At 42.8% G+C, this 23351-nt stretch carries 28 protein-coding genes and 1 pseudogene; 6 read left to right on the top strand and 23 right to left on the bottom strand.

Annotated features, from left to right (window positions below; all coding sequences use genetic code 11):
- The first annotated feature begins 117 nt into the window (after positions 1–117).
- Positions 118–330: a carbon storage regulator CsrA gene (gene csrA, locus KPL72_RS11030; protein WP_219702758.1), complete on the top strand. Its 213-nt coding sequence runs from the start codon at positions 118–120 to the stop codon at positions 328–330.
- A 119-nt stretch (positions 331–449) separates the two neighbouring features.
- Here csrA and KPL72_RS11025 read toward each other — a convergent pair whose 3' ends face one another.
- The 6 genes and pseudogenes from KPL72_RS11025 to KPL72_RS11000 form a co-directional block, all read right to left on the bottom strand.
- Complete coding sequence (locus KPL72_RS11025) at positions 450–1085, bottom strand: SDR family oxidoreductase (RefSeq protein ID WP_219702757.1); 636 nt, start codon at positions 1083–1085, stop codon at positions 450–452.
- Positions 1086–1766: 681 nt separating this feature from the next.
- Complete coding sequence (locus tag KPL72_RS11020) at positions 1767–2060, bottom strand: HigA family addiction module antitoxin (protein WP_219702861.1); 294 nt, start codon at positions 2058–2060, stop codon at positions 1767–1769.
- Positions 2060–2158, bottom strand: a pseudogene (locus KPL72_RS11015) (type II toxin-antitoxin system RelE/ParE family toxin); the annotation flags it as partial. The gene KPL72_RS11020 and the pseudogene KPL72_RS11015, both read right to left, overlap by 1 nt.
- Before the next feature lie 23 nt (positions 2159–2181).
- Positions 2182–2685, bottom strand: a complete 504-nt coding sequence (locus KPL72_RS11010; protein ID WP_219702756.1) for a GNAT family N-acetyltransferase — start codon at positions 2683–2685, stop codon at positions 2182–2184.
- Complete coding sequence (locus KPL72_RS11005) at positions 2654–2959, bottom strand: type II toxin-antitoxin system TacA family antitoxin (protein WP_012070193.1); 306 nt, start codon at positions 2957–2959, stop codon at positions 2654–2656. The genes KPL72_RS11010 and KPL72_RS11005 overlap by 32 nt, the downstream gene beginning before the upstream one ends.
- A gap of 456 nt (positions 2960–3415) precedes the next feature.
- On the bottom strand, positions 3416–4342 hold the full coding sequence (locus KPL72_RS11000; RefSeq protein WP_012070194.1) for an AraC family transcriptional regulator: 927 nt from the start codon (positions 4340–4342) through the stop codon (positions 3416–3418).
- A 78-nt stretch (positions 4343–4420) separates the two neighbouring features.
- Between KPL72_RS11000 and KPL72_RS10995 the strand changes: the two genes are divergently transcribed.
- On the top strand, positions 4421–5527 hold the full coding sequence (locus KPL72_RS10995) for a quinone oxidoreductase family protein (protein WP_012070195.1): 1107 nt from the start codon (positions 4421–4423) through the stop codon (positions 5525–5527).
- A 208-nt stretch (positions 5528–5735) separates the two neighbouring features.
- On the opposite strand, the gene KPL72_RS21240 is transcribed toward KPL72_RS10995, so the two are convergent.
- The 15 genes from KPL72_RS21240 to KPL72_RS10920 form a co-directional block, all read right to left on the bottom strand.
- Positions 5736–6011, bottom strand: a complete 276-nt coding sequence (locus tag KPL72_RS21240) for a hypothetical protein (protein WP_249422208.1) — start codon at positions 6009–6011, stop codon at positions 5736–5738.
- 112 nt (positions 6012–6123) lie between these two features.
- Positions 6124–6333 carry a tail protein X gene (locus KPL72_RS10985; protein WP_219702755.1) on the bottom strand — a complete coding sequence of 70 codons (210 nt, stop codon included), beginning with the start codon at positions 6331–6333 and terminating at the stop codon, positions 6124–6126.
- Positions 6317–6697, bottom strand: coding sequence for a phage tail protein (locus KPL72_RS10980; RefSeq protein WP_283248003.1), 381 nt, complete (start codon positions 6695–6697; stop codon positions 6317–6319). Before KPL72_RS10980 ends, KPL72_RS10985 begins: the two co-directional genes overlap by 17 nt.
- Positions 6698–6861: 164 nt before the next feature.
- Positions 6862–7800, bottom strand: coding sequence for a DUF4238 domain-containing protein (locus KPL72_RS10975; RefSeq protein ID WP_219702754.1), 939 nt, complete (start codon positions 7798–7800; stop codon positions 6862–6864).
- 48 nt (positions 7801–7848) lie between these two features.
- The gene (locus KPL72_RS10970) at positions 7849–8517 is read right to left on the bottom strand and encodes a GNAT family N-acetyltransferase (RefSeq protein WP_249422207.1); all 669 of its coding nucleotides are present in this window, start codon (positions 8515–8517) and stop codon (positions 7849–7851) included.
- A 68-nt stretch (positions 8518–8585) separates the two neighbouring features.
- Complete coding sequence (locus KPL72_RS10965) at positions 8586–8756, bottom strand: hypothetical protein (RefSeq protein ID WP_249422206.1); 171 nt, start codon at positions 8754–8756, stop codon at positions 8586–8588.
- Positions 8757–8977: 221 nt separating this feature from the next.
- Positions 8978–9850 carry a hypothetical protein gene (locus KPL72_RS10960; protein WP_219702753.1) on the bottom strand — a complete coding sequence of 291 codons (873 nt, stop codon included), beginning with the start codon at positions 9848–9850 and terminating at the stop codon, positions 8978–8980.
- Positions 9851–10313: 463 nt separating this feature from the next.
- Entirely contained in the window at positions 10314–10739 is a 426-nt protein-coding gene (locus KPL72_RS10955) for a hypothetical protein (protein WP_219702752.1), read from the bottom strand.
- A 724-nt stretch (positions 10740–11463) separates the two neighbouring features.
- Entirely contained in the window at positions 11464–11922 is a 459-nt protein-coding gene (locus KPL72_RS10950; protein ID WP_346729513.1) for a Rha family transcriptional regulator, read from the bottom strand.
- Between the two features lie 461 nt (positions 11923–12383).
- A complete protein-coding gene (locus tag KPL72_RS10945) occupies positions 12384–13304 on the bottom strand; it encodes an abortive infection family protein (RefSeq protein ID WP_219702751.1) in 921 nt (306 codons plus the stop codon).
- 159 nt (positions 13305–13463) lie between these two features.
- Positions 13464–13799 carry a hypothetical protein gene (locus KPL72_RS10940; RefSeq protein ID WP_219702750.1) on the bottom strand — a complete coding sequence of 112 codons (336 nt, stop codon included), beginning with the start codon at positions 13797–13799 and terminating at the stop codon, positions 13464–13466.
- Between the two features lie 193 nt (positions 13800–13992).
- Positions 13993–14496 (bottom strand): YfbU family protein, encoded by a 504-nt coding sequence (locus tag KPL72_RS10935; protein WP_219702749.1) that lies wholly within the window; start codon positions 14494–14496, stop codon positions 13993–13995.
- A gap of 11 nt (positions 14497–14507) precedes the next feature.
- Entirely contained in the window at positions 14508–15221 is a 714-nt protein-coding gene (locus KPL72_RS10930) for an FRG domain-containing protein (protein ID WP_219702748.1), read from the bottom strand.
- A gap of 276 nt (positions 15222–15497) precedes the next feature.
- Positions 15498–15761 (bottom strand): hypothetical protein, encoded by a 264-nt coding sequence (locus KPL72_RS10925; protein ID WP_219702747.1) that lies wholly within the window; start codon positions 15759–15761, stop codon positions 15498–15500.
- 9 nt (positions 15762–15770) lie between these two features.
- On the bottom strand, positions 15771–17228 hold the full coding sequence (locus KPL72_RS10920; protein ID WP_219702746.1) for a phage tail tape measure protein: 1458 nt from the start codon (positions 17226–17228) through the stop codon (positions 15771–15773).
- A 175-nt stretch (positions 17229–17403) separates the two neighbouring features.
- On the opposite strand from KPL72_RS10920, the gene dusA reads away from it, so the two are divergent.
- From dusA to KPL72_RS10900, 4 genes are all read left to right on the top strand, one after another.
- Entirely contained in the window at positions 17404–18429 is a 1026-nt protein-coding gene (gene dusA, locus KPL72_RS10915; RefSeq protein ID WP_219702745.1) for a tRNA dihydrouridine(20/20a) synthase DusA, read from the top strand.
- 5 nt (positions 18430–18434) lie between these two features.
- Positions 18435–19385 carry a transaldolase gene (tal, locus tag KPL72_RS10910; protein WP_219702744.1) on the top strand — a complete coding sequence of 317 codons (951 nt, stop codon included), beginning with the start codon at positions 18435–18437 and terminating at the stop codon, positions 19383–19385.
- A 68-nt stretch (positions 19386–19453) separates the two neighbouring features.
- Entirely contained in the window at positions 19454–19984 is a 531-nt protein-coding gene (locus KPL72_RS10905; protein WP_219702743.1) for a sugar O-acetyltransferase, read from the top strand.
- Between the two features lie 208 nt (positions 19985–20192).
- Complete coding sequence (locus KPL72_RS10900) at positions 20193–21317, top strand: PQQ-dependent sugar dehydrogenase (protein WP_219702742.1); 1125 nt, start codon at positions 20193–20195, stop codon at positions 21315–21317.
- 91 nt (positions 21318–21408) lie between these two features.
- Here KPL72_RS10900 and KPL72_RS10895 read toward each other — a convergent pair whose 3' ends face one another.
- Both KPL72_RS10895 and KPL72_RS10890 read right to left on the bottom strand, forming a co-directional pair.
- Positions 21409–22434, bottom strand: a complete 1026-nt coding sequence (locus KPL72_RS10895) for a GGDEF domain-containing protein (protein ID WP_249422205.1) — start codon at positions 22432–22434, stop codon at positions 21409–21411.
- A 14-nt stretch (positions 22435–22448) separates the two neighbouring features.
- Positions 22449–23339 carry an MlaA family lipoprotein gene (locus KPL72_RS10890; RefSeq protein WP_219702741.1) on the bottom strand — a complete coding sequence of 297 codons (891 nt, stop codon included), beginning with the start codon at positions 23337–23339 and terminating at the stop codon, positions 22449–22451.
- Between the last annotated feature and the right edge of the window lie 12 nt (positions 23340–23351).

The following is a 23351-nucleotide window of genomic DNA, read 5'->3' as shown; positions in this document are numbered from 1 at the left end:
CTTCATACTACCGTAACACTTGACCTATTAGACAATAAAAAACACCCTAAGCTGTTGACAGACTAACAATATAAGTTGTATTTTAAAAATGTCGACAACAACCAAAGGATAGGAATTATGCTAGTCATTACTCGACACCCCGGTGAAACAATTAATATCGGCGATGATACGGAAGTCACGGTATTAGGAGTGCAAGGCACTCAAGTTCGCATCGGCATTAAAGCCCCGCAAAAAATAAGCGTTCATCGAGAAGAAATTTACAAACGTATTCAAGCTGAAAAATTACAGGAAACTCAAAGCGAGCAGACCAAAGAAGCGGCACCTGCGTAGCCCTTCTTGACGGCGAAATTTGAATAGCGATTTAATAGATAAAAGCGGCAGATGTAAAAGAACCCTAATGCTTGAGAAAACATTAGGGCTCCTTTCATTACTGACACGCTAACAATTATTTAAACGAGAACATTATCGACATCATACGTACCACCAAACAACTCGAATATTTTACCATTCAAATTATCCTTGCTTAGGATAAATAAAACCGATTTAGCAACATCCGCTCGCGGAATCGCCATCTCTTCTCGACTATTCGGCCGTTTAATGGTGATTTTCCCTTGGCCTTTATCATTCGTTAATGGGCCAGGACGGACAATAGTAAAAGGCACACCTGACGCCATCAAATATTGATCTGCCATATGCTTAGCAACCAAATAAGGCTTGATGTCAGACTCTATTGCCTCAGGATCATCAGCACCAATACTGCTCACCATAATAAACTGCTTAACATTAGCTTCTTTTGCATAATCTACAGCTTTTTTAGCCGCCCATAGATCGATCAACAAGGTTTTATCTACACCCGTTGAACCGCCAGAACCAGCTACAAAAACAACATTATCAATGCCATCAAAAGCCAGGCTAAAATCGCCCTCTAAATCCGCTTCGACAATTTCTAAATCACTGTCTTTTAAATCATCCAACTTAGATTTATATCGCACCAGAGCACGGGCATCTTCTTCCGTCTCAACAAGTGTCTTGGTTATCAATTGGCCAATTTGACCACTGGCACCAATAATTAGCGTCTTACTCATAACTTGTCTCCTTTTAAGCCTTAAGGAAAATGACCACAATGCTAAACAGCGATCACCTCATAACGTGTTACTAATCACTATAAGGACGTAACTCTGGGATAAAACCCCAAACGAACGGCTTGCATATTTACTGGATATTAGATGTTTATTCTTGGGGAAAAATAGAGCAGGAGGAAAGATATACCGACACAAATGTGAACTTATTTTTAAAAATGATCTTGCCATCAAGATAATGTATTCCGAGGCTACCACGAAGCCCTTACAGGAAACTATCACCGATCTAGAATGTATCTCCCTTGCTGATATCTCAGCAAGCCAGCACGTCTTAGCAGAGCGTTTAGAAGCGCTTAAAGCCGTTTTAGAAAAAAACACCGTTAACTACACTTAACAGCGTTTTTTTCATATCAAACGTGAAAAAGTATTTTTGCGTATTCGATAAAATTGATACTGCCAATAACGGCAGTATCAATTTGAGAGCAAAACAATGGCATTACCTGAAAATGTAATTGCAATAATCGCACTAATAGGACTATGGGTACTGTACTCGTCAGGAATTCTTCCAGCGTAAAACTAACCTAGGTAAACGAACTAAAACCCACCAGGTGGTGGGTTTTTTTATGTATATTGTTTAGAAATCTGTGAAGCTAGGTTAGGCTGTTTGGTACATGCGGACGGCTTGGTCTAGGCCGATGCAAAATTAACGGAATGAACATTCGCTAAATTTAAATGTTGTTTGGCTTGCCAAAGATCGTAGGCATCTTGCATGGCCAACCAGCACTCTGGTGTTCTGCCAAGCGCTTTAGATAAACGCAATGCCATTTCAGGCGAGACAGCGCTCTGCCCTTTCAGTACACGACTTAATGTGGACGAGGCGACATCCAATTGCTTAGCCAAAAAGCGGCAGCTCAAACCCGCTGGTTCAAGATAAACATCGTAAATAAATTCGCCTGAGTGTGGAGGGTTGTGCATATTAATTAGTGATAATCTTCATAGTTGAGAATGTAAGTATTACCATCAACAAACTCGAAAGTAATACACCAATTCCCGTTCACAATAATAGACCAAATCCCATCTCGATTGCCTTCCCCAAATTAGGTTATTCTCGATCTTTGAAGAATGTCACAATGGAGTCGATCGGCATCCAAAGTTTGGAGGTGTGTTCTTCCTTCTGAAGGAAGATGAAGCCGCGATTCTGATAAAATGTAACGAGATCATCATCTTTGGCGTCTACAAATAATCCAACAACCCCCATGTTCTCGTTTATCAGCAAGGTTCGCCGCATTGCATCGATTACCATGATTTTGGCGATGCCCTGCCCTTGGTAACCTTCATCCACGCCCATCCTGGCTAACGTCACGCCTGGCAATGGGTTAGGGTATTTCTTGTACAGTTTATGAGGAACAGGAACTTTGACCTCAATATTACTGAGCGAGTAGAAGCCCGCTATGTCTGTTTCATCGCTCCCCTCCAGAACAAACGTCCTAGATAGGTTTCGTTTTGCCGCACTGTTCGCAGACTCTTTTAGAAATTTGTTAATTCGCTCATTGCCACAATCAAAGCGTTTTCGATTATGGCTTTCTTTCAAAGGTGACAGAGCCATTTTCATAATCCTTTAGCGCTTTGTAAGCATCATCAAGATGTTGAATCTCTGGCGGATTGTCTAATGCATCAAAAAATCGATCCGCTCCTTCCATCGACAATTTTAATAGTCTATTGCGCTCTACCACTTGTCTCGCCTTATCTAAGGCGGCGTCAATCATAAACTGAGACATTGAAGCACCGGATAGCTCCGCCGCATTAGTAATGATCTCTTGAACCTCTTTTGGCGCTCTGGCAACGAGCCGCACATTTTCTTGTACATGAGATATAGTCATCGCTTTCTCCTTGACCAACATATAATTCAGTCAAATTTTTGTATTTTCCCTATAAAGCAGAAAAATGCTGCTTGGTGCCATTATGATGTCACCCATAGTTCAATGTCAATGTGTTGCCATAATGGCACCATAAACACTTAAACAATCTCACTCGCGACAACGGTACACCGATACCCTGCTTTGCTGTCGCCGCGTGCGGTGACTTTGTCGATGGACCAGTTGCCTTTCATTTCGGGTGGGAAGGTGTCGATGAGGGTGAGGATACCTTCTGCGACGAATTGGGTTGCCCGTATCTAGTCAACAAGAGCGTCGAGGGTGACGCTGGTGCCTTGGCGTTGGCTTTTGTACTCAAGCGCTGATTAGTTATTAGGGTACCGCAATCTGCCCCTAATTGTGACTAGAGCTTCGCCATTTCCCAAAAGAGATAATCTCTTTTATAAAGGACTCCCCTATTTTTTAATTCTGTTTAGCTTCTACAATTGATTTGCGAAAGGCGCCGGGGGTCTTCGCTGTTATGCGCACAAACACACGACTGAACGCAGATACAGATTCGTAGCCAACCTGACTAGATATTTCAGACAAGGTAAGATTACCATGCTGCAACAAACGGGTTGCACAGTAGATACGCCACCGAGTCAAATAATCTAATGGCGACTGGCCAACCACAGCTTTGAAGCACGCCGCAAAACTGGAGCGTGACATACCAGCTGTGTGCGCCAGCGATTCTACAGTCCAGACCTGCTCCGGGGCACGATGCATAGCTTCCAGTGCCTGCCTCAAATTGCGATTGGCGAAGGCACTTAGCCAACCCTGTGTTGGACCGCCGGGTTGCATCGAATAAGCGCGAATCGCGTGCACAAATAGCAATTCGAACAAGCGACTCACTAAAGCCTCTGAACCCAAGCCTGGCGACTCGGTTTCGAGCGCCAGCATTTCAATTACGGATTGGAAGGCCAAACTTCGGCGCTGGTCGAGTTTTAAGTGCAAGAGTTCTGGCAACACATGTAACAATGGCTGAGCTTCTATGGCATGCAGGTCAAATGAGGCACTGATAAAACTCGTGACTGAACCACCACCACCGATCTCTATCGAGTTACCTCTTCGTAACCTCTCCACCTCTACACAGTCAATAAGAGTCGACTTCTCATGGTCAAAAAGCTGGTAAGGCGCATCGCCCATCAAGAGAAACACATCACCGCTACTGAGTGCGATTGCTTCCGAACTGCTAGGCGTAGTCAAGATTGCAGAACCGCGAACCAGTAACACAAAATTAATACCGTGTTCACCGTTCGATTTAACACCCCATGGCGCACTGGCATCCATTCGGGTGAAATTGGCTTCGCGAATATGCAGACCAGTAATAATGTCAGTTAGTGGATCCATAACCCTCCATATTTGGACGAATGAGCAATAAAAATGGACATTTAGGAATTATTCATCCTTACTCAATGGATATTATAGATGACGTCTAATGTTGTAAAGGCATCTGTGACAAGCCCTACCACAAAACCTGAACTAGATGGACTGGTCATGGCTAAAAACAGATATGGTACTGCCTTACAACATTCTTGGAATAAAAACCTATATGAGAAGCTAATTATGAAAGCGGTTGTAATGAATCAAGCAGGTAATAGCAACGTGCTAGCGTATGTTGAGCGACAGGAGCCTGAGACTACTGCCGGGCAAGTATTGGTAGAAGTCACCGTAGCGGGCGTCAATTTCATGGACATCGGCGTGCGCCAGGGGACAGCCTGGAACGAAATATCTGACCCAAAAATTCTAGGTGTAGAAGGTGCGGGGCGCGTACTAGCAGTAGGAGACGAAGTTAAAAACTTCGATATTGGCCAACGTGTAGCTTGGGTGTACGCACCGGGCAGCTATGCAGAAAAAATCTCAATTCCTGCCTCTTCCCTAGTACATATCCCCGACGATATAGATGATAAAACTGCTGCGTCATTGATGATGCAGGGGTTGACCGCCAGCCATTTTGCCACAGATTTCTACCCTATCCAAACTGGTGATATCGCCTTTGTTCATGCAGCATCCGGCGGTGTCGGCTTATTATTAACACAGATAATCAAGCTACATGGAGGAAAAGTGATAGGACGCGTGTCTTCGGCAAGTAAGGTGGCAACCGCTAAAGCTGCCGGTGCTGATCATGTGATCGTCGATACCGAAGGTAAATTCGCCGAAGAAGCATTACGTTTGAGTGGCGGTGAAGGTGTGCATGTGGTGTTCGATGGATCCGGCCCAAGTACATTTCAAGGGTCGTTAGACGTACTGCGCCGCTCGGGAACATTCTGCTGGTATGGTCCAGTGCTCGGTGGACCAGGGCAACTAGACATTATGAGTTTACCGAAAAGCATTAAGCTAGGCTACGCTGTTTTCTTTGACCACATTCATACGCCAGAATTGTTACGCGCTCGCTCTGCCCGACTGTTCGAGTGGTTCAGAAAGGGAAAGCTAACAATAACTATTGGCAATGAATATAGCTTAGCGGATGCCTCCAAAGCCCATTCTGACATGGAAAGTCGCGCCACCACAGGCAAACTGTTGCTGATTCCCTGAGCACCAATCCTCCAGAGTTACACAAAGTGAAAATGCAGACCTGTGCGCGTCAGCATTTTCGCTTTTTAAAAGTAACAACACTGGAATAATTAGGGTCAGAGTTAAATTAAACTCAAACCACTTCAATGGACCAGTTGCCTTTCATTTCGGGTGGGAAGGTGTCGTTTAGGGGGAGGATGCCTTCTGCGACGAATTGGGTTGCCCGTATCTAGTCAACAAGAGCGTCGAGGGTGACGCTGGTGCCTTGGCGTTGGCTTTTGATGAGGTCGTCTTGTTGGGCGGTGGTTGGGGTGTCGTAGCTTTGGCGGAGTTTTTTGTACGGTGCGGTGCCGACGATGGTGACGCTGGGCGGAAACAGTTTCGGCACGATGCGAGTGATTTTGAACTGGCCTTTGTCGATTAAGTTGTCGCCGTAGCCTTCTTGCCACGTGAGCACCGCGCCCTCTTCCGGCAAGCCTGTTTGCCCTGTGGTGTCGATGTGCAAGGTGAGTTGGTCGCTTTGGGTGCCTGCGGCGTCGATGCGGTGAGACGCGCGTTGATGGTGTTTTCCCCTGCTCCGCTCACGCGCACGCTTGGCAAGTAGTTGGATTGGTTGTTTAGTCCCATATGTTGGTTACCGTCTCGGCTGCTTTGTCTGGCAAGGTGGGGATCTCGATCATGACGCCAGCGGGAAGCACTGGCCCGTAGGCTTCTAAGCCGGGGTTGAGTTCGAACAAGGCTTCTTCCGCTTGGTCGTCGTTGCGTTTTAGGGCGATCCACAGAATGTTGGATATAGTGTCGCCGTCGCGGCTACGGATGGTTGTCATTGGCGTACTCTTCTAGCTCTAGGGTGAAGGCGAGGACGAAAGCGGTGCCGTCATCGATGATCTTGTCTTGCTTCTCTTGCAAGCGTTTGATGGTCCATTGGCCTAAGTTGTTGCCGTAGCCATCGGCCAGCACCAAGGGCGCTCGCTGGTTTTGTAAGGCGCGTAAGGCGTTGAGATTCGCCATGCCATCGCCTTGAAACCACGTGCCTGTGACCGTGATGTTTTCCAACTGTTGGCCCGTGTTTTGGCTCATGGGCTTTTGACCGTAACGCGCCACCGCGACCCAACCGCCGTCGCTAGTGCGCTGCAAACCCTCGTATGGCGTGCCTTCGCTAAGCGAAAACACAAAACCACCGAGCGACATCATCTGACGCATGATTACTCCTTAGATAAAAACGGAAGAACAGAAACGAAAAAGCCCATCAGAGGGATGGGCTTGGGAGTGTTTGGTTTTATTTTTTAAGAAATTAAAGGGTGTTTTTTAACTGAGCTCAAGTTCAAATGTTTTTGCTCTGCTAAATCGAAGTATTAGGCTTTCTTTAGCAGAGCATTTCCTTTATTAAATTTTCCATTTTTTGCTACATAATTGAAATTAATCTTTGCAGCAAATACTCTTTGGTAGCAGTTAGCAATAATTTTACTATTTAAAAAGGCTACTAAGAATTTATTGGCCTCCGTAACAGCATCCTCGCGATCAAATTCACCAACGAGCGCTAATTTTTTTGAGATAGGAAAATATACCATAGTATCTCTTAAACCAAAGCCAGGAGACATAAAAGTTGGAACTTGGTCAGGGTTATGCCAAGTTAAGCTTACTGGGTTATCAGTAGTAATAAACTCTCCAGAGTCCCCCCCAGCTTTAACTAGTGTCCAGTTTCTCATATGAAGCAATTCGGTGATCTTTTGAATTCCGACAAACTCCATATGAATTTGGTGTTCTTTCGTAACAGTTATTTCGTACTCTTGACGTTCAATAAACTCCTTTAGTTCTTCATAAGTTTTACCATTGGAGATATCCTCACCTGTTTCTGCTTTAATTTTTGCGATTTGTGATTCCCACCTTTCTTTAGTATCCATGGTCATTGCCATCGTCATTTTAGCAATTTGAATAAATGGTTTAGATAAATGTTCACGCATTTCAGGTGACTTAATAGCAAGCATACCAATAAATTCAAGAATTAAATCTTTAGTTTCACCTGAGAAGTCTAAGGTTTCGGGTAGACCTTGTAATGCTTTAGCTACTTTAGCCTCGAATTCAGACTGTATCTTTTCAATTACTTCAGGGTCTACCCCCTCAATTTCTACTCGATTGAAATCCCGCATTCCGCCAACATTTCTAGGAATCGTTTCAAACGCTTTTGATTCTTTTAGATCTACTACCGTCAGTTTAGACTTTTTCGCATTTCCCTGAGTAAATCCTTTCAAATAACATTGAGACAAATAATGATGGTGTCGTGATGTGCTCATTCAAACTCCCGAAGTAAGGACAATTGGGTCAGATGAAAAACCAATCTTTTATATACCAATAATATTTTTAATATCTCTATCATTGAGAAAAAATATCGGAGCGCCAAGTGGTTCATTTGATTCATTGTAGTTTTTCATGACGCACAACTCAGAATATAGCCCTTTAGACAAGATAAAATTATCACCTTCTGGAACCTCAAAGGGGTGCGTGAAGTGAAAACCGTACTTCTCATAGAAGGATACTTTGTCCGAAGGACAGAGCAAACAGATCATGGGTTCATTTTCTGCAAGAGATGTTAGTATTTGCCCACCTAAACCATGCCCACGGAACTCTTCTTTTACGTATATTTTATGGAGATACTTTGGGAATTTAGGATCTGGATGCACGAAGAGCATAGCATACCCACATAACTCTTGATCATTGTGTGAAATTGCAATTCTCAAATGGCCAGCTTTGTAGCATTCATCCAACACCGAAGCTATATAGGCCAATGCATTTTCACGGTAATCCTCACCAAAAAAAATAAAATGTGTAATAAGACTTGGACTTACAGCTAAGTCTGAGAGCATCCCCTCAGACTCAAGAGCATATATTTCATTTAGAAAATAATCAGTGCCGTATTCCATGCGGGACTCCGTTCTTGAGGAAATATTGAAATTCGGATCAGATAAAAAACCAATCTGTTTTTCATCTGACTTAAAACTCTGTTCATTCATACTAAAACGCTTCCCCCAATAAAAACAACAACCAAAGCCCACTTAAGTAGGCTTTAGTTGCTTGCTACTTAGAAGTCTACAAAGTTGCGTTGGGCGAAGTCTTTGACGCGGGTGATGTTGTCGTTTACCCAGTCGGGTGTTTGTAGTCGTGCTATTTGCTGTTGGTACATGCGGACGGCTTGGATTAGGTCGATGAGTTCTTTTGATGGAACGACGACGGGGTCGCTTTGTATCAGCATGGATTTAACGATGTTGTTGAGCTGTTGCCTTCCTTGGAGGGAATAGCTGTCTTTTTCCGCTAGCACTAGGTTGTCTGTGGTTGGTTTTGCTCGTGGAGCTGTTTGGGATCAGATGAAAACTAGGTGCTCTTTTTCATCTGACCCCAAACCTACAAAATATTTGGCACTACATTTTGCGAAGAAAAATTCGTGACATATATTTTGTCAATTAATTTTTCTTGTTAGACATTTCCATCACGTATCTCATCGAGAATATATTTTACTTGTTCTGGCTTGTCACTTTCTATACCAAATTTATCCATTATCTTAATAAGATTATCAAAATCTTTATAGGATATATCTTCACTATTTAATGTATTATAGACAGTTTGCAATAATGGGATCAAAATGTGTTTTACATTAGATTTGATAAGTTTATGTTTTCCCGAATACTGATATTTTACTATTCCAGTTTCCGGAGGATTTATTGCCAAATTATCTTCACCCCTATCTGAAAACTTAAAATTCCTGCACTCAATTTTTTCAAATCTTCCCATTGGTGCGTATCGTTGATTACGAGTTTCGATTTCCATTACTGGCTTCATAATTGAGTAAGCCCATTTACAAAAACTGGGATCACTAGAATCATTAATATCCCATGACATAATCGGATCACCCAGAGAAAAAAAACTATCACAGGGATCATTCTCTAGATCATCATCTAGTACAAAAATATACTCATCCACTACACTTAAATGAATAACTTCATGCCAATCATTTAACGTATAAAGAAAAGCCATAGATTTAGTTCTATCAATTACTAAAGGGAAGTATGGTAAAAAAAGCTGCTTTAGCCATGTAACACCAAGTCCTTCTATTTTAAATCTGGCTGAAGAGGAAATTTTCACCTGAATCATACATGACTCTTCTGCACTGTAAGTAAGCTTTGATTCTTTTAAAAGCGTTCCTATTAAATCGATACCAAAGTCTTCTTCCTGTTCAATTTGAGCCATAGACATAAATGGTCTACACAAAATAACTGCTAAACTTTCAGCTATTTGACCACTCCTAAAGTTTCGCGCTAACTGTCCACCAGAGTTTTTTGACATAATCATTAATACATCTTGTTAAAATTTTGATTTGCTGTCTAACATTTTATTAATCCTCATACGAGTTTATCCAATCCACTGCGCGTTATTTCTAAACTGAAAATTTCTATTTATTGATACTAAAAGACTTTCTCGTTTCCTACCAGCCTAAACAACAACTAAAGCCCACTTTTGCAGGCTTTAGTTGTCTGTCGCTTAGAAGTCTACAAAGTTGCGTTGGGCGAAATCTTTGACGCGGGTGATGTTGTCGTTTACCCAGTCTGCTTGCTTGAATTAAAAAGCTAGTCGTGCTATTTGCTGTTGCTTTCTTTGTTAGGAAAGTGCGGACGGCTTGGATTAGGTCGATGAGTTCTTTTGATGGAACTACGACGGGAAATAGCAGAGAAGCCACCAAAGCCCTTGGCATGGTTGGTGTTGTAAGGTGATTATCCTATTAAGAATAATGTATTTTGCCCTTTTAAACGACTTGTTATAAACCGTTTGTACGTGTGCTTATTAAATATTTTTTAAATCTGACAATATTGGCTGTTTCATTTCGTTTAAGCAGCTTGTGTTCAGCGACAGCCTCGCAGATAACACAAAAAGTATCAAATTTTATTCTTAAATAAGTATAACGGTCAGCTTCACTATCCATGTGTTTAATTGAATTTTTTGGACGCTTATCTTCTTTTTTAATAGCTTTTTTATCAATTGGCTCATGGAAAACTTTAGCTGCTTTATCTAGTATCATAGTGGATAAGTCTTGCCCCCCTTTTATTCTTAACCATTTTCCATATATTTCTTGTGCGGCTCCAGCTAAATGCAATGCTGAAAAATATTTTTCATCATCTAAATATGATTGAATTGCGCTTTCTAATAATTCATCGGCAATAGCCAATTTATCAAACTTTTCCATGAGGCTTCCGGTAGGTTTCTTACAGCTTAATAATAGGCATGCGCGTTTTGACATTTATTGATACTAAAAGACTTTCTCGTTTCCTACCAGCCTAAACAGCAACTAAAGCCCACTTTCGCAGGCTTTAGTTGCTTGTCGCTTAGAAGTCTACAAAGTTGCGTTGTGTGTAGTCTTTGACGCGGGTGATGTTGTCGTTTACCCAGTCTGCTTACCTGAATTAAAAAACTAGTTCTACGATTTGGTATGGTACATGGCACGGCTTGGATTAGGTAGATGAGTTCTTTTGATGGAACAACGACGAGGCGATGAAGATTAAGGTGTATTTATCCCTAATAAAAAAAACAAATAAAAAATTGGCCCCCAAATACATATAAGATAACAGAAGAGAGAAAAATACCTTCGACTTCTTACTTCTCCATACACAATACGAGCTATTAATATCATTCTTAAAAAAGTCATGATCAAAAAAATATTTAGAATGTAAAAAAATGGGATGAGCAACAACATCCAAAATTCGAAATAAAATCCATCAGAAAAAATCTTGTGAGCAAAGAAAGCATAAATGATCAAAGCTGGCATAAAGGTAAATATACGAGACACATTTTACTCCCTAAAAATGCCCATAAAATCACTAACTCCATCTAACTTATTGTTAAAACTATCCCTTTACTCCAATAAAAACAACAACTAAAGCCCACTTTCGCAGGCTTTAGTTGCTTGCCACTTAAAAGTCTACAAAGTTGCGTTGGGCGTAGTCTTTGACGCGGGTGATGTTGTCGTTTACCCAGTCTGGCGTTTGCAGTTGGGCGATTTGCTGTTGGTACATGCGGATGGCTTGTACCATTTCGACGACTTCTTTAGATGGTAGGACAACGGGGTCGCTTTGTATCTGCATGGATTTGACGATGTTGTTGAGCAGTTGGTACTTGTCGGTTTCCGCTATGGCTAGGTTGTCTGTGGTGGCGGGAAGCTGTTTTTGCTCGTGGAGCTGTTTTTCCATTTGGTTGAAGGCGCTGATGTAGGCTTCTTTGAACTGGGCGGCTTTGGTGCCAGTGAAGCCCATGCCCAAGAAGACGAAGCCGTCGCGGGTGATGCGATACATAGGGCGAGTCTTGTCTTGTTCATCTTTGTATTCAGCCAGCTCAAAATTGAGCGCTCTAAATTCAGCACTGCATTCAAGGATTTCTATTTTGCGTAAAACGTTTCTGTGATGTTTACCAAAGAATTTGCTGAAGTGGTGGTGATTTGATCGTTAGTGATTTGTACAACGGGTGCGTCAATGCTTGAGATAATGTCCATAGCAATTTCTGGATTCCTTTGATTCTGTCATTAACCACCAAATAAGGTTCGAATCTCGATAAGGTAGTGGATCAAAATCAGGTTAGTACAACCGCCACAGGAACGGCCTAGCCGAAGATAGCCCAACAAAGACTCACCATAACAGGTGGACTCCGGCCACAAAAAAACACGCGGAGCGTGTTTTTAGGCCATTTTGGTAAAGCAGGGTGAGATTCCCAGCACTGGATTTTGCCAGTGCAAGAAGAGTTAGATCAAGATTCGGGTGGGGTCAATGTTCACAAATCAAATTCAGTATCAAAGAATCAGATGAAACATTACAGGTTTTCATCTTACAGCAGCGTCTTGTTAGCTATATTTTTCTTCACAGTTAACCAAAAACAGAAGATTAGTTGCTGTAAGATGCAAGGTGTAACTTGCCAAGTGCTCTGGAACTACTGTGATTTCTGTACCTTGCCCATGGCCACCTTCTTTATTTCTTACTGTAGGAATACCACTTTCAAGCAAAATTCGAACAGATGAAAATTGATTCTGTAGGTATTCTGGTACTAACCCGTTAGTAAGACAGCTATTAATCAATTTTTTTGCTGTGTCATTTTGATTATAAGCCCATGCGTGTTTTTCATGGATTGCTTTCATCAGACTTTCAAAGGATTTGAGACAATCATTTAGGCATTCTTTATAACGTTTATGACGATAGTGCTCATGGGCTGATAAGAACTCGTCATTGGCACCAGCATATTCCTTGTTTTTACCAAGAAGATGAAGAACAGGTTTAACAACTTCTGAATGAACATATTGAGAGTCAACTCTGATTAGTTCTCCTGATTCAAACTGGTAGCCAATTCCTGATTCTTTAAACCTTAAATTTAACTCAGAAATCGCGTCATCTGGTTTTTGAATAGTACCGGTTGCATTATCAAAATCCCACTCATTCTCCCTTACATGGCCATCAATCACGCTGAAGGCAAGTTCAATGATGTCTAGGCATATCTCATAATTTTTCTCGTTTAAGAAGTAGTCAAATACTGCTGAGAAATCGGATTCTGCATATTCTTTCAAAGTAAAGACTCCGTACTCTTTACAAAGTATCTTATGAATTTCTTCGTAGACTTTGTTGGAGTAAAGCCCCTCACAACCTATAGTATCTCGTATAATATGAATAACCCGTACACGGAAATTTTGGTCAATATTTTCATATTGATATACATCAGGGACTTCCCCCCTCAGCTTTTTCTGTCTTTTTGAAAACAATTCAAATATTGCCATATTTACCTCTGTACTCTATAACAGCTAACTGTCACCATCTGATGCGACATTTTGGGTCATATAGAAAACCAATCAGATTTCTGTCCGCCACCAAACTTTAAACATACTGTTGGATGGGTGAAGGTGTGAAAAATGGATGCCTGTCGCTGATTGCTAAGTTCATTTACTCTTTGAATCTGACAAATGGATATGGTTATGAATTTCTACTTTTAAGTTATTGCTGTCGCCCGATATATCTATACCGTTAATTTTGGTACCTTCGTCCTTCTTTTTGCTCTTCAGTCGATCATATAACCAATTAGAAAATAAGCTTAGTGCAACAGAGCTACCTGCAGTAACTATAAAGGTTGCAACTTGATTAGCTGTTGCCATAACTGTTGGGTCGGCACAATCAAAATTCTTAATCCTGCGTCCAATTTTAAGATCATCTATCTTCAATGACTGTAATTCCTTAGCCAGTTCCTTGTCTTTTGTTTTAACTTCAATCTCACCCATAGAAATTAGTTTCCATATAAACTTAACAATTTAATAGTACACGTCCGTAATCTATTTTTCATCTGACCCCGAATTTTCGCCCCCGAATCTTCAAAACTCATATATGTTTTATCTGGCTCTAAACTCTCATAACCCCAAATTCTCGAACGGCGGAACGGGGCCTATTTTTTGTCTGTTACTGTCCATTGTTAGCTTATGCATTCAATATTGATAAGGCCTCTTTAACACCCATTTCCCATATATCTATATTTTTAGACTTTTCAATCATTCTTTTATACTTATTAACCATTGGACTATGACTATTCATGTCATCATTATCTTTTAAGTATCTTTCTTGCTCTCGAAACTTCCCTTGTTCTTTAACCAGAAACCTTGCAAAGGACATATATTCAGTTTCATTATTTCCATCAAAACCAGGGAATATTGAGTAAGGATTTTGTGTGACCTCTTCGCTTTTAAATTTGCTCTTCACACTATCAATAGCTCGATATAAAGTGAGAATATTTAAAACAAGCTCACCTTCCTCCTCTGGCATGTCATCACTTACCCATTGATCAATTAATGAATAGAATTTTGAATATCCATTCTCCAATATTTGTATAAGCTCGTTATAATGACTCGCTTCATTCTCATCTAATAAAGCAAGAATTCGATATTGATTGATAAGCATAACTCTGTCTTTTTTACTAATTTCCACAATATAACTCCTTATAAAATCTTTCTTTTGATGTGCTGCGCCATTCCGACAATATCTGGATAAATAGTATATTCATCCAAATTAGCCCATTTTAGAAAATCTTTAGCTTCTTCCTTTGCATCTGAAGAAAGTATTATCTTGCGAAAGCAATCTTGCGCCAGCTCCTCAAAGCTTCCTTCAATTGCACCATGAACCGTGAAAACACCTTTCTGTGCTCGCAAGCGATCACTTTGATGAGGAGGACGTATGGCTATTGGTTTTTCTAATTTAATTGGTCTGTTATCCCAGTAGATTGTTTTATAATCAAAGGTCTTATCTTCCGGTATGTTTATTACTTCTTCTCTACCACTTAGTCTATTTAGTGCAGTTGGATCGAGCACGAATAGTGCACTGTTTTCGGAGTCGCTATAGTCATTGTGGAGGATAAATGCAATTGCAACTCCCATCACGGATGTCCAATCAAGCAATCTTGTTGGAACCCAGTAGTGTTGCATATCAAACAAGGTCTCCCAATCAGTTCCCCTTTTGTCAAACAGTACTGATGCAGTTTTTGTGAATTCAAGGAAAAGGTTTTTCTCCTTGTTACCCCAATCATCATATCTCAGCAAGCTAGGCGTGAGGCTCCAAGATTCATCCGAATGACCTCGGTACCAAACTTCTCTGGGATGCCCTAGGTCGTTCTCTGCTTGCCGAACTTCCTCTAAAAAATCGTTCCATGCACTCATTTATATTTAGCCCTTACTTTTATTCCTAACTATCGGGGACGGAAAACTTCAAGCTAACGACTTAAAAGTGCGCATGTGCGTTTAAACAATTTTAAAACCGTCTTAATATTCCCGTAAGTTGTTGACTTTAAAAACTTAAATAAAGATATTAACAAATCAAAAAACTGAAAAAACAAGCATACGCGTTTTCGATGCCATGAATTCTTACTGATTGATCCTAGTCGCCTTTTTCTTTATGCACCAGAAAAACCTTACAAATCCCTGACATTTTTATGCCTAACTCCCCCTCTTATCCGTCAAGCTCCCATCCGCCCTTGCGGCCACGTCCATGTTGCCCATCATTCCCTGTGCAAATTCGGCTTTGAGTCTTTCTATCACTTGGTCGCTGACTTGTTGGTCGTAACTTGGGTTGCCTGTCGGTGTTAGGTGGATGGTTGGGGCAAAGGTCATGCTTTTGTTGTTTTGTAGCTGTTGGCTTTGCTTGGCGATGGCGTCTGGTGCGGGTTGGTCGGTTTTGTCATCTTCAAACCAACCGCCCATTCATTCAAGCTAGAGAGCGCCGCCTATCCATTCACCCAAAGAGCCACCGCCCATGCCGCCTGCGATGGAACCGACGATGCCCCCAATGGCAGTGCCGATAATGGGCACGACGGAACCTATGGCCGCGCCAGCTAAGCCGCCTGCCGCCGCGCCTCCCAAGCCCCCTGCCATGTCGCCTGCGGTCGCGCCTATTTGGGTGCTGTTGCCTTGGGATATGGCGGAGGCAAGGCCTGCGCCTTGTAGGGCGATGTCTAATGGTCTGAACAGTTTGCCCGCGCCTTTTAGTACGCCGCCAGCCATGCCACCCATTGGCAACATAGAAGATAATCCGCCAGCGGCTCCCGCTAGGTCTGCCCCTGTCATGGCCAACTCTCCAATATTGGAAACACCCGCATTGGCTGCGCCTGAGAACATGCCCAAGGCGGCGCCACTGCCAAGTAAGCCAGCAAGGCGACCGTATTTACCAAGACGAAAGCGCCCGCTTAGTCGGGATGGTCTTGTGGGTCTAGCTCGGCTTGATAGATTGTCTTCGTAGTCTCTTAGTCCTGCTAATCGGTTACGGCCTCTACTGCTTCCCCTTGTTCTTCCCCTTGTTCTTCCCCCTCTTCCACTTCTGTCTCTTCCATAGCCACCGCCTACGCCTAGGTTGTTTAGCTTGCGGTTGAGTCGGTCTAGGGAGCGGGATGCTCGGTTGGCGCTTTGGGTGGTTTGGTCAGTGGAGTTGGTGAGTTTGGTTTTGCCAAGGTTGAAGCGGTCGCGTCCGTTGCCAAGGGTGAGCTTGGCGAGTTTGAAGTCGATGGCTCCGGCTTTTACGGCAGCAATGGCCGCGGCGACGCCCATTAAGCCTGTGGCCAGTTCTGGGTTGGCTTCGGCAAAGTCGGCCACACCATCGACCACGGACATGAGCGGCGGCAAGACGGCATCGAGCACGGGCAAGAGCCTATCACCAAGGATGATGGTCATGCGGTCGAATTTGGCCCCGAGTTGACCAAGCATGTGTCCACGGGTGGCGGCGCGGTTGGCGTATTCGTTGTTGACGCTGTTGGCTCGGTCGGCTTGGTTGGCGACTTTGCCAAAGGCAGAAACAAGACCGTTTTTGTCGTCGTCCAGTGTGGTGACGAGTTTGGCGACGGCGCCTTTTACTTCTTCCCCAAAGAGTTGGGAAATCACCGCGCCTCGGTCTGTGGCGTTGACGTTTTGTAGGCCGCGCATGACTTCCACAAGGGTGCCTTGGGCGTCTTGCTGCATCATGGCCGCGAGTTCTTCTGCATCGAAGCCTAGTCGCCCCATGGCGCTTTGTTGGCTTTTTGTGGCGGCAAAGCCTGCGGTGAGTCGGCCTGTGATGTTTTTCAGCGCGGTAGAAGCCACCTCTTCCGTGGCACCGCCTGCTATTAGGCTCGCAGACAGTGCGGCGGTTTGGTTGTAGCTAAGCCCTGCGCCGATGGCGGTGGAACCTTGGCGCACCATGACGGCGGTAATTTCGCATTACGAAATTTTTTCTGTTCTTTTTCTATAAGCTCAAAACTAGATGGCCTTGTCTCTTAGATATCTTGTAATTTTATGACATAATGTCTGTACTATGTCGCAGGGAGTCATTTCCTTATGTCGCGACGCTTTTTTGAACTTATTCGATAGTAGAAAAATGTCACTAGATAATGGGGCTGCCCCAGTAAATTCAAGCGCTAAGCTTGATCGTCGATTTTCAATTGCCCCGATGATGGATTGGACGACCAGCGATTACCGAGTATTCGCTAGAAAATTGACAAAGAATACGCTGCTTTATACCGAGATGGTGACCACTGGCGCGCTGCTTCAAGGCAATCATCCTGAAAGATTCTTACGTTATGATGAGTGTGAGCACCCTATTGCGTTGCAGTTAGGTGGATCTGACGCTGTTGCGTTGGGTAAATGCGCAAAAATGGCGCAGCAAGCTGGCTTTGATGAGGTTAATCTTAATGTCGGTTGCCCAAGTGACAGAGTACAAAACAGTTTAATCGGTGCGTGTTTAATGGCTTACCCTGATAAGGTGAAAGATGCCATGCGTGCGATGCAGGATAACTGCGATATTCCGGTGACGATCAAACACCGCATTGGTTTAGATGACCAAGAAGATTACAGCGTAGTACGAGATTTTGTCGGTGATGTGGCAACGACTGGCGTGACGACCTTTATTGTCCATGCCCGTAATGCGATTCTGGAAGGCTTGAGCCCAAAAGAAAACCGCGAAGTACCGCCGCTCAAATATCATTATGTGCATCAGTTAAAGAAAGATTTCCCTGACCTTGAAATCATTATAAACGGTGGCATAAAAACATTAGATGAATGCAAAGAACAGTTAGCGCACGTAGATGGCGTTATGGTTGGCCGTGAGGCATACCATAATCCATGGATTTTAAGTCAGGTCGACGAAGTATTATTTGGCGGTCAAGCTTTGGTTAATGATCGCTACAAGGCACTAGAGGCTTTCGTTCCTTATGTTGAACGCAAGCTGCAAGAAGGCGAACGCTTGATGCACCTAACCCGACACATTTTGGGTATTTTTCAGGGTGAAGCCGGCGGCAAACAGTTCCGTCGCTACTTATCTGAAAATGGTCATAAAGCTGACGCACAGGTAAATGTATTATTAGAGGCCATTGAATTGGTCAAAAATCATCAACGCAAAGGATAAGAGCAATGAGCAATAAGTTATCTCAGTTAAAAGAGTTCACGACCATTGTGGCCGACACCGGTGATATCACGGCAATCAAAGATTTTTTACCACAAGATGCGACAACAAATCCGTCTTTGATGCTTAAAGCTGCACAAATTCCAGAGTATGCCCCTTTCCTAGATCAAGCGGTTGCTTGGGCAAAAACACAAAGCAACGATAAAGATCAACAAGTTCTAGACGCAGGTGACAAACTTGCGGTTATTGTTGGTACTGAAATTCTAAAATACGTTCCTGGCCGTATTTCTACAGAAGTAGATGCACGTTTGTCTTTTGACAAAGAAGCGACACTAGCGAAAGCACGCAAATTGATTGCGCTTTATGAAGAAGCTGGCGTGTCTCGTGACCGCGTTCTGATTAAAGCAGCGTCTACTTGGGAAGGCATCAAAGCCGCAGAAGAGCTAGAAAAAGAAGGCATCAACTGTAACCTGACTTTGCTTTTCTCTTTTGCTCAAGCGCAAGCCTGTGCTGAAGCTGGCGTTTACCTGATTTCTCCATTCGTTGGTCGTATCCTTGATTGGTACAAAAAATCGACTGGCCAAGAGTACACAGCTGAGACTGATCCAGGTGTTGTATCTGTGACTGAAATCTACAACTACTACAAGCAGCACGGCTACCAAACTGTAGTAATGGGTGCGAGCTTCCGTAACATCGGTGAAATCGAGCAACTTGCTGGTTGTGACCGTTTGACTATCAGCCCTAACCTGCTTGAAGAGTTGAAAAAAGACGAGGGCAAACTTGAGCGTAAATTGGTTCCAACCACTGACGTGAAACCTGCTCCAGCCTCTATCACAGAAGCAGCATTCCGTTGGGCTATGAACGAAGATGCGATGGCGACTGAGAAATTGTCTGAAGGCATTCGTAACTTCGCTGCAGATCAACGTAAATTAGAAATTACTCTAGCGTCTATGCTATAAAATAGAAACAAGTAAGTTAAAAACGCGGCCTAGGTCGCGTTTTTTATTTTTCACAAGAAGAACGAAAGATGACCGAAACAACAGAATTTGAAAAAATGGTTAATAGCGAAGCGTTTAATGCTATCGACCTAGATCTTCGACTACGCAGAGAAACGGCTCGTCTTGCCTGTGCTAAATTCAATGCGCACCCAAGTAAGGGCAATCTTCGTCATGTTACGCGTTTGTTTGCAGAATTTGGTAGTGTGGTGATTGAATCGGGCTTTCAATGTGATTATGGTTCGCAAATTCATCTTGGTGAACGAGTATTCATTAATTTCCAATGTATTTTTTTAGACAGCGCTAAAATTCATATCGGTGACGATGTATTAATCGGTCCCGGCGTTCACTTTTATACGGTTGATCATCCTAGGGATGCTGACTTACGGGCCTCTGGCGAATGCTTTGCTCGTCCTATTACTATTGGCAATAAAGTCTGGATTGGCGGCGGTGCCAAAATCCTACCCGGTATTGAAATTGGCAATAACGCCATTATTGCCGCTAATGCAGTGGTGACTCGACATGTTGCTGAAAACGAACGCTACTTCGGGCCATCACTTTAAATTTTCAATTTAGAAAGCGAGTTTAAGTAGCTACTATTTGCATGATCCCATCAAAAAACATGCTTTAAGACCTTAATTAACGCTTCGCTGAATACTTTATCCAACTAGGCAAGCAATCGGCAATTGTTAAGGAAATGCCTTCCAAAACCCTCATCTTGCGACTATTTTCTATATACTTCACTGAAATTCGCGGTAAGAGGTCGCCTTTATGAAAACTTGGATTCTATTTTTAGCAGGCCTGATGGCGCTAAATGTTAGCGCCTCGGATGCTATCGTTGACGATTCACTAAACATTGATCAGATCACTCAATTTGATGGCATACCTTGGGGTATTGCCATAATCAATGATCAAGAAGCTATTGTCACAATCAAAAAAGGTTCCGCATATAAAGTCGATTTAACTACGGGTAAAAAGCAGGCCCTTACAGGACTTCCAGAAGTGGATAACCGAGGCCAAGGCGGCCTGCTAGACGTGGCAAAATCCCCGCAGTTTAAAGAACAAGGTTGGTTATATTTCACCTATTCAAAACCAACCGATGATGGCTCAAAAACTACGTTAGCCAGAGCTAAATTAGCAGGCAACAAACTAACTGAATGGCATGATTTATTGGTCACAGACTCAGCGGCAAGCGAAACTAAGCACTATGGTGGACGTATTGCCTTTGATGGCCAACAGCATGTCTTTTTCTCGGTTGGTGATCGTGGTGTTCGTGAGAATGCTCAGGATTTAACAAACCATGCGGGCAGCGTTATTCGTTTAAATTTAGATGGAAGTGTACCAAGGGACAACCCTTTTGTGACTCATGCCAACATTCGTAATGAGATATGGAGTTACGGACATCGCAATCCTCAAGGCCTTTTTTACGACACAGATACCCATACGCTATGGTCAAATGAACATGGTCCAAGAGGCGGAGATGAAATAAATCTAATACGCCCAGGTGCGAATTACGGCTGGCCAATTGTGTCTTATGGCAAAGAATACTGGGGACCAATCAGCGTCGGTGAAGGGAACACAAAAGATGGCATAGACAACCCTGCTAAGGTGTTTATTCCTTCTATCGCACCAAGCAGTTTGATACGTTATAAAGGTATGTTGTTTTCGAACTGGAACGGTGATTTTCTATCTACCGCGCTCGCTTTGAGACATTTAAACAAGATCAAAATTGATAAGAATGGCAAGACAACAGAAACTCGTTACCTAGAACATTTGGATGAACGTCTTCGTTCAATTGCTCAGGATTCAGCTGGTGTGCTGTACATTGGTACAGACTCTGGAAAGGTATTAAAGATTACACTTGCAATAGATAGTGGTCTCAAGAAAGCAAGCTAAGGAGCATTAACAATGCTCCTTCATTTTGGGCTCAATCTATTACTAGCGTCTAATGATTCATTAAATGAACTCATCAAAAACACCTAAACTCTTAATCCATTAAAACAACACAATTCCGACCAAGGCTTTTTGCTTTGTATAACCGCTGGTCGGCAATTCTATATAAATGCTTAAAATCACCACGCCCTTTCTGACTACAAGACACGCCAATACTCACAGTATAATGAATTTCCAGCTCATCAAAATAAAATAGAGAGTCATCTACATACTGGCAAAATGCGACTGACCAGTCCTTGCTTTGCGCAGCTGGCATAAAAACACAAAACTCTTCTCCACCTAAGCGAAATAGCTGCTCGTTATCATCAACATGCGCCCTTAATCGCTCAGCAAAGTCCACCAGCACCGCGTCACCAACTTCATGCCCATGTATATCATTTATTTTTTTGAAATTATCTAGATCTATCAAAACAAGTGCTAATTCATCGCCCATCCCAGTAACTTGTTGAAGCTGATATAGCGAGTTTTGACTAACATTACGGCGATTGGCAAGACCTGTAAGAGGGTCGGTAGATGCTATTTTCTTTAAAGCATATAACATTTTCTTGTGAACTCGCTCGGCACCGTGAGTTAGCCCCCATAAGAAGACATAGGCTAGAAACAAGTTCACGACAATACTAATTAGACCGTCTTTAAAATCATCATAAAAGCGCAGAAATAGAATAGTACTAACCAAACAAAGGCAAACAGCGCTCAACCAAAAACCTGTGCGTTTACCCAACATAAGATAGGAGGTCATAGGGAAAATAAGCACCCAAACCTGTCGACCAGAATACAGAGGAGAAAAGCTGATTCCGATTAAAATACAGGCAAAGATAAACGCTACATAAAGCGAAACAAACCACTTGTAATGACGCCACTGTATAGGGCAAAACCATACACAAATGGTCAGCATTAGCAGAATAGCTTCTGCCAATGCGACTTGATACTTTGCCGCCATTACATTAAGCACTATCAGTACAAGGCAAGAACTGCCTATCACGAGCAAAAAACCTTTTACTAGCGCTTCATTAAAAAGGCTTTCATTAAACCAATGGGATGTCGACAGCCGCTTATTCATTAAAATAGATTCTGTTATTCGGACCAACTACTGTCCGCGGTGACATCACTCTCTGACGAAATATTGCCATCCGTCGTTGCGGCAGAGTCATCGCCCCAACTATCGACTTCAGCTTCATCCCCCCAGCTATCACTCGCAGAATCATCACCCCAGCTATCGTTTTCAGTTTCATCACCCCAACTATCGTCTGCTGAATCAGTATTTTTGATAGCTTGTTTCTTTGGTGGATTTCCATCGTAAACTTCATATGCTCTATTTTGTAAATACACATCTCGGATAAAGCTGTACCTGTCCCCAACAATCATGCCTTCCGCATTGAGGTAACGTGCTCTTGTTTCAACAACGTCTAAGGCTAATAAACCAAGCTCCTCATCATCATTTAAGTCGAGAATGCTTGTTTCATCAAGGTACGTATATTTAATGGCCAAACCTGAACCATCACGCACAGTAGAAGGACCAAAGAATGGCAATACCAAATAAGGGCCAGATGACACGCCCCAATACCCAAGCGTTTGGCCAAAGTCTTCATCGTATTTTTTTAGCCCCATTTCGCTAGCCACATCAAAAAGACCCAACCAGCCAGCGGTACTATTGATCAAAAAGCGGAATGTTGACGACGCTGTTGCATCCCATTTCCCTTGCAATAGATTGTTGGTTATATTGCCGATTTCTCCAAGGTTAGAGAAAAAATTGCTCACACCTCTCTGTACGGGATTAGGCGTAATAGCCTTATATCCCTCAGCAACAGGCTTTAAAACAGCACCATCAATTGCATCATTGAAAGTAAACATAGAGCGGTTGAAACCTTCCCATGGATCTTCTTTGGTTTCTACTGGCACCTGTGCACAGGATTGCACAAGCAACAACAAAGAGCCAAAAAGTAAAGTGCCGATTGCTTTAAACATTTTCACTATCCT

Source organism: Marinomonas lutimaris (genome assembly GCF_019426345.1).
Classification (GTDB): Bacteria; Pseudomonadota; Gammaproteobacteria; order Pseudomonadales; family Marinomonadaceae; genus Marinomonas; species Marinomonas lutimaris.
Note: the sequence above shows the minus strand (reverse complement) of the source record. Positions and strands in the feature narration are given on the sequence as shown.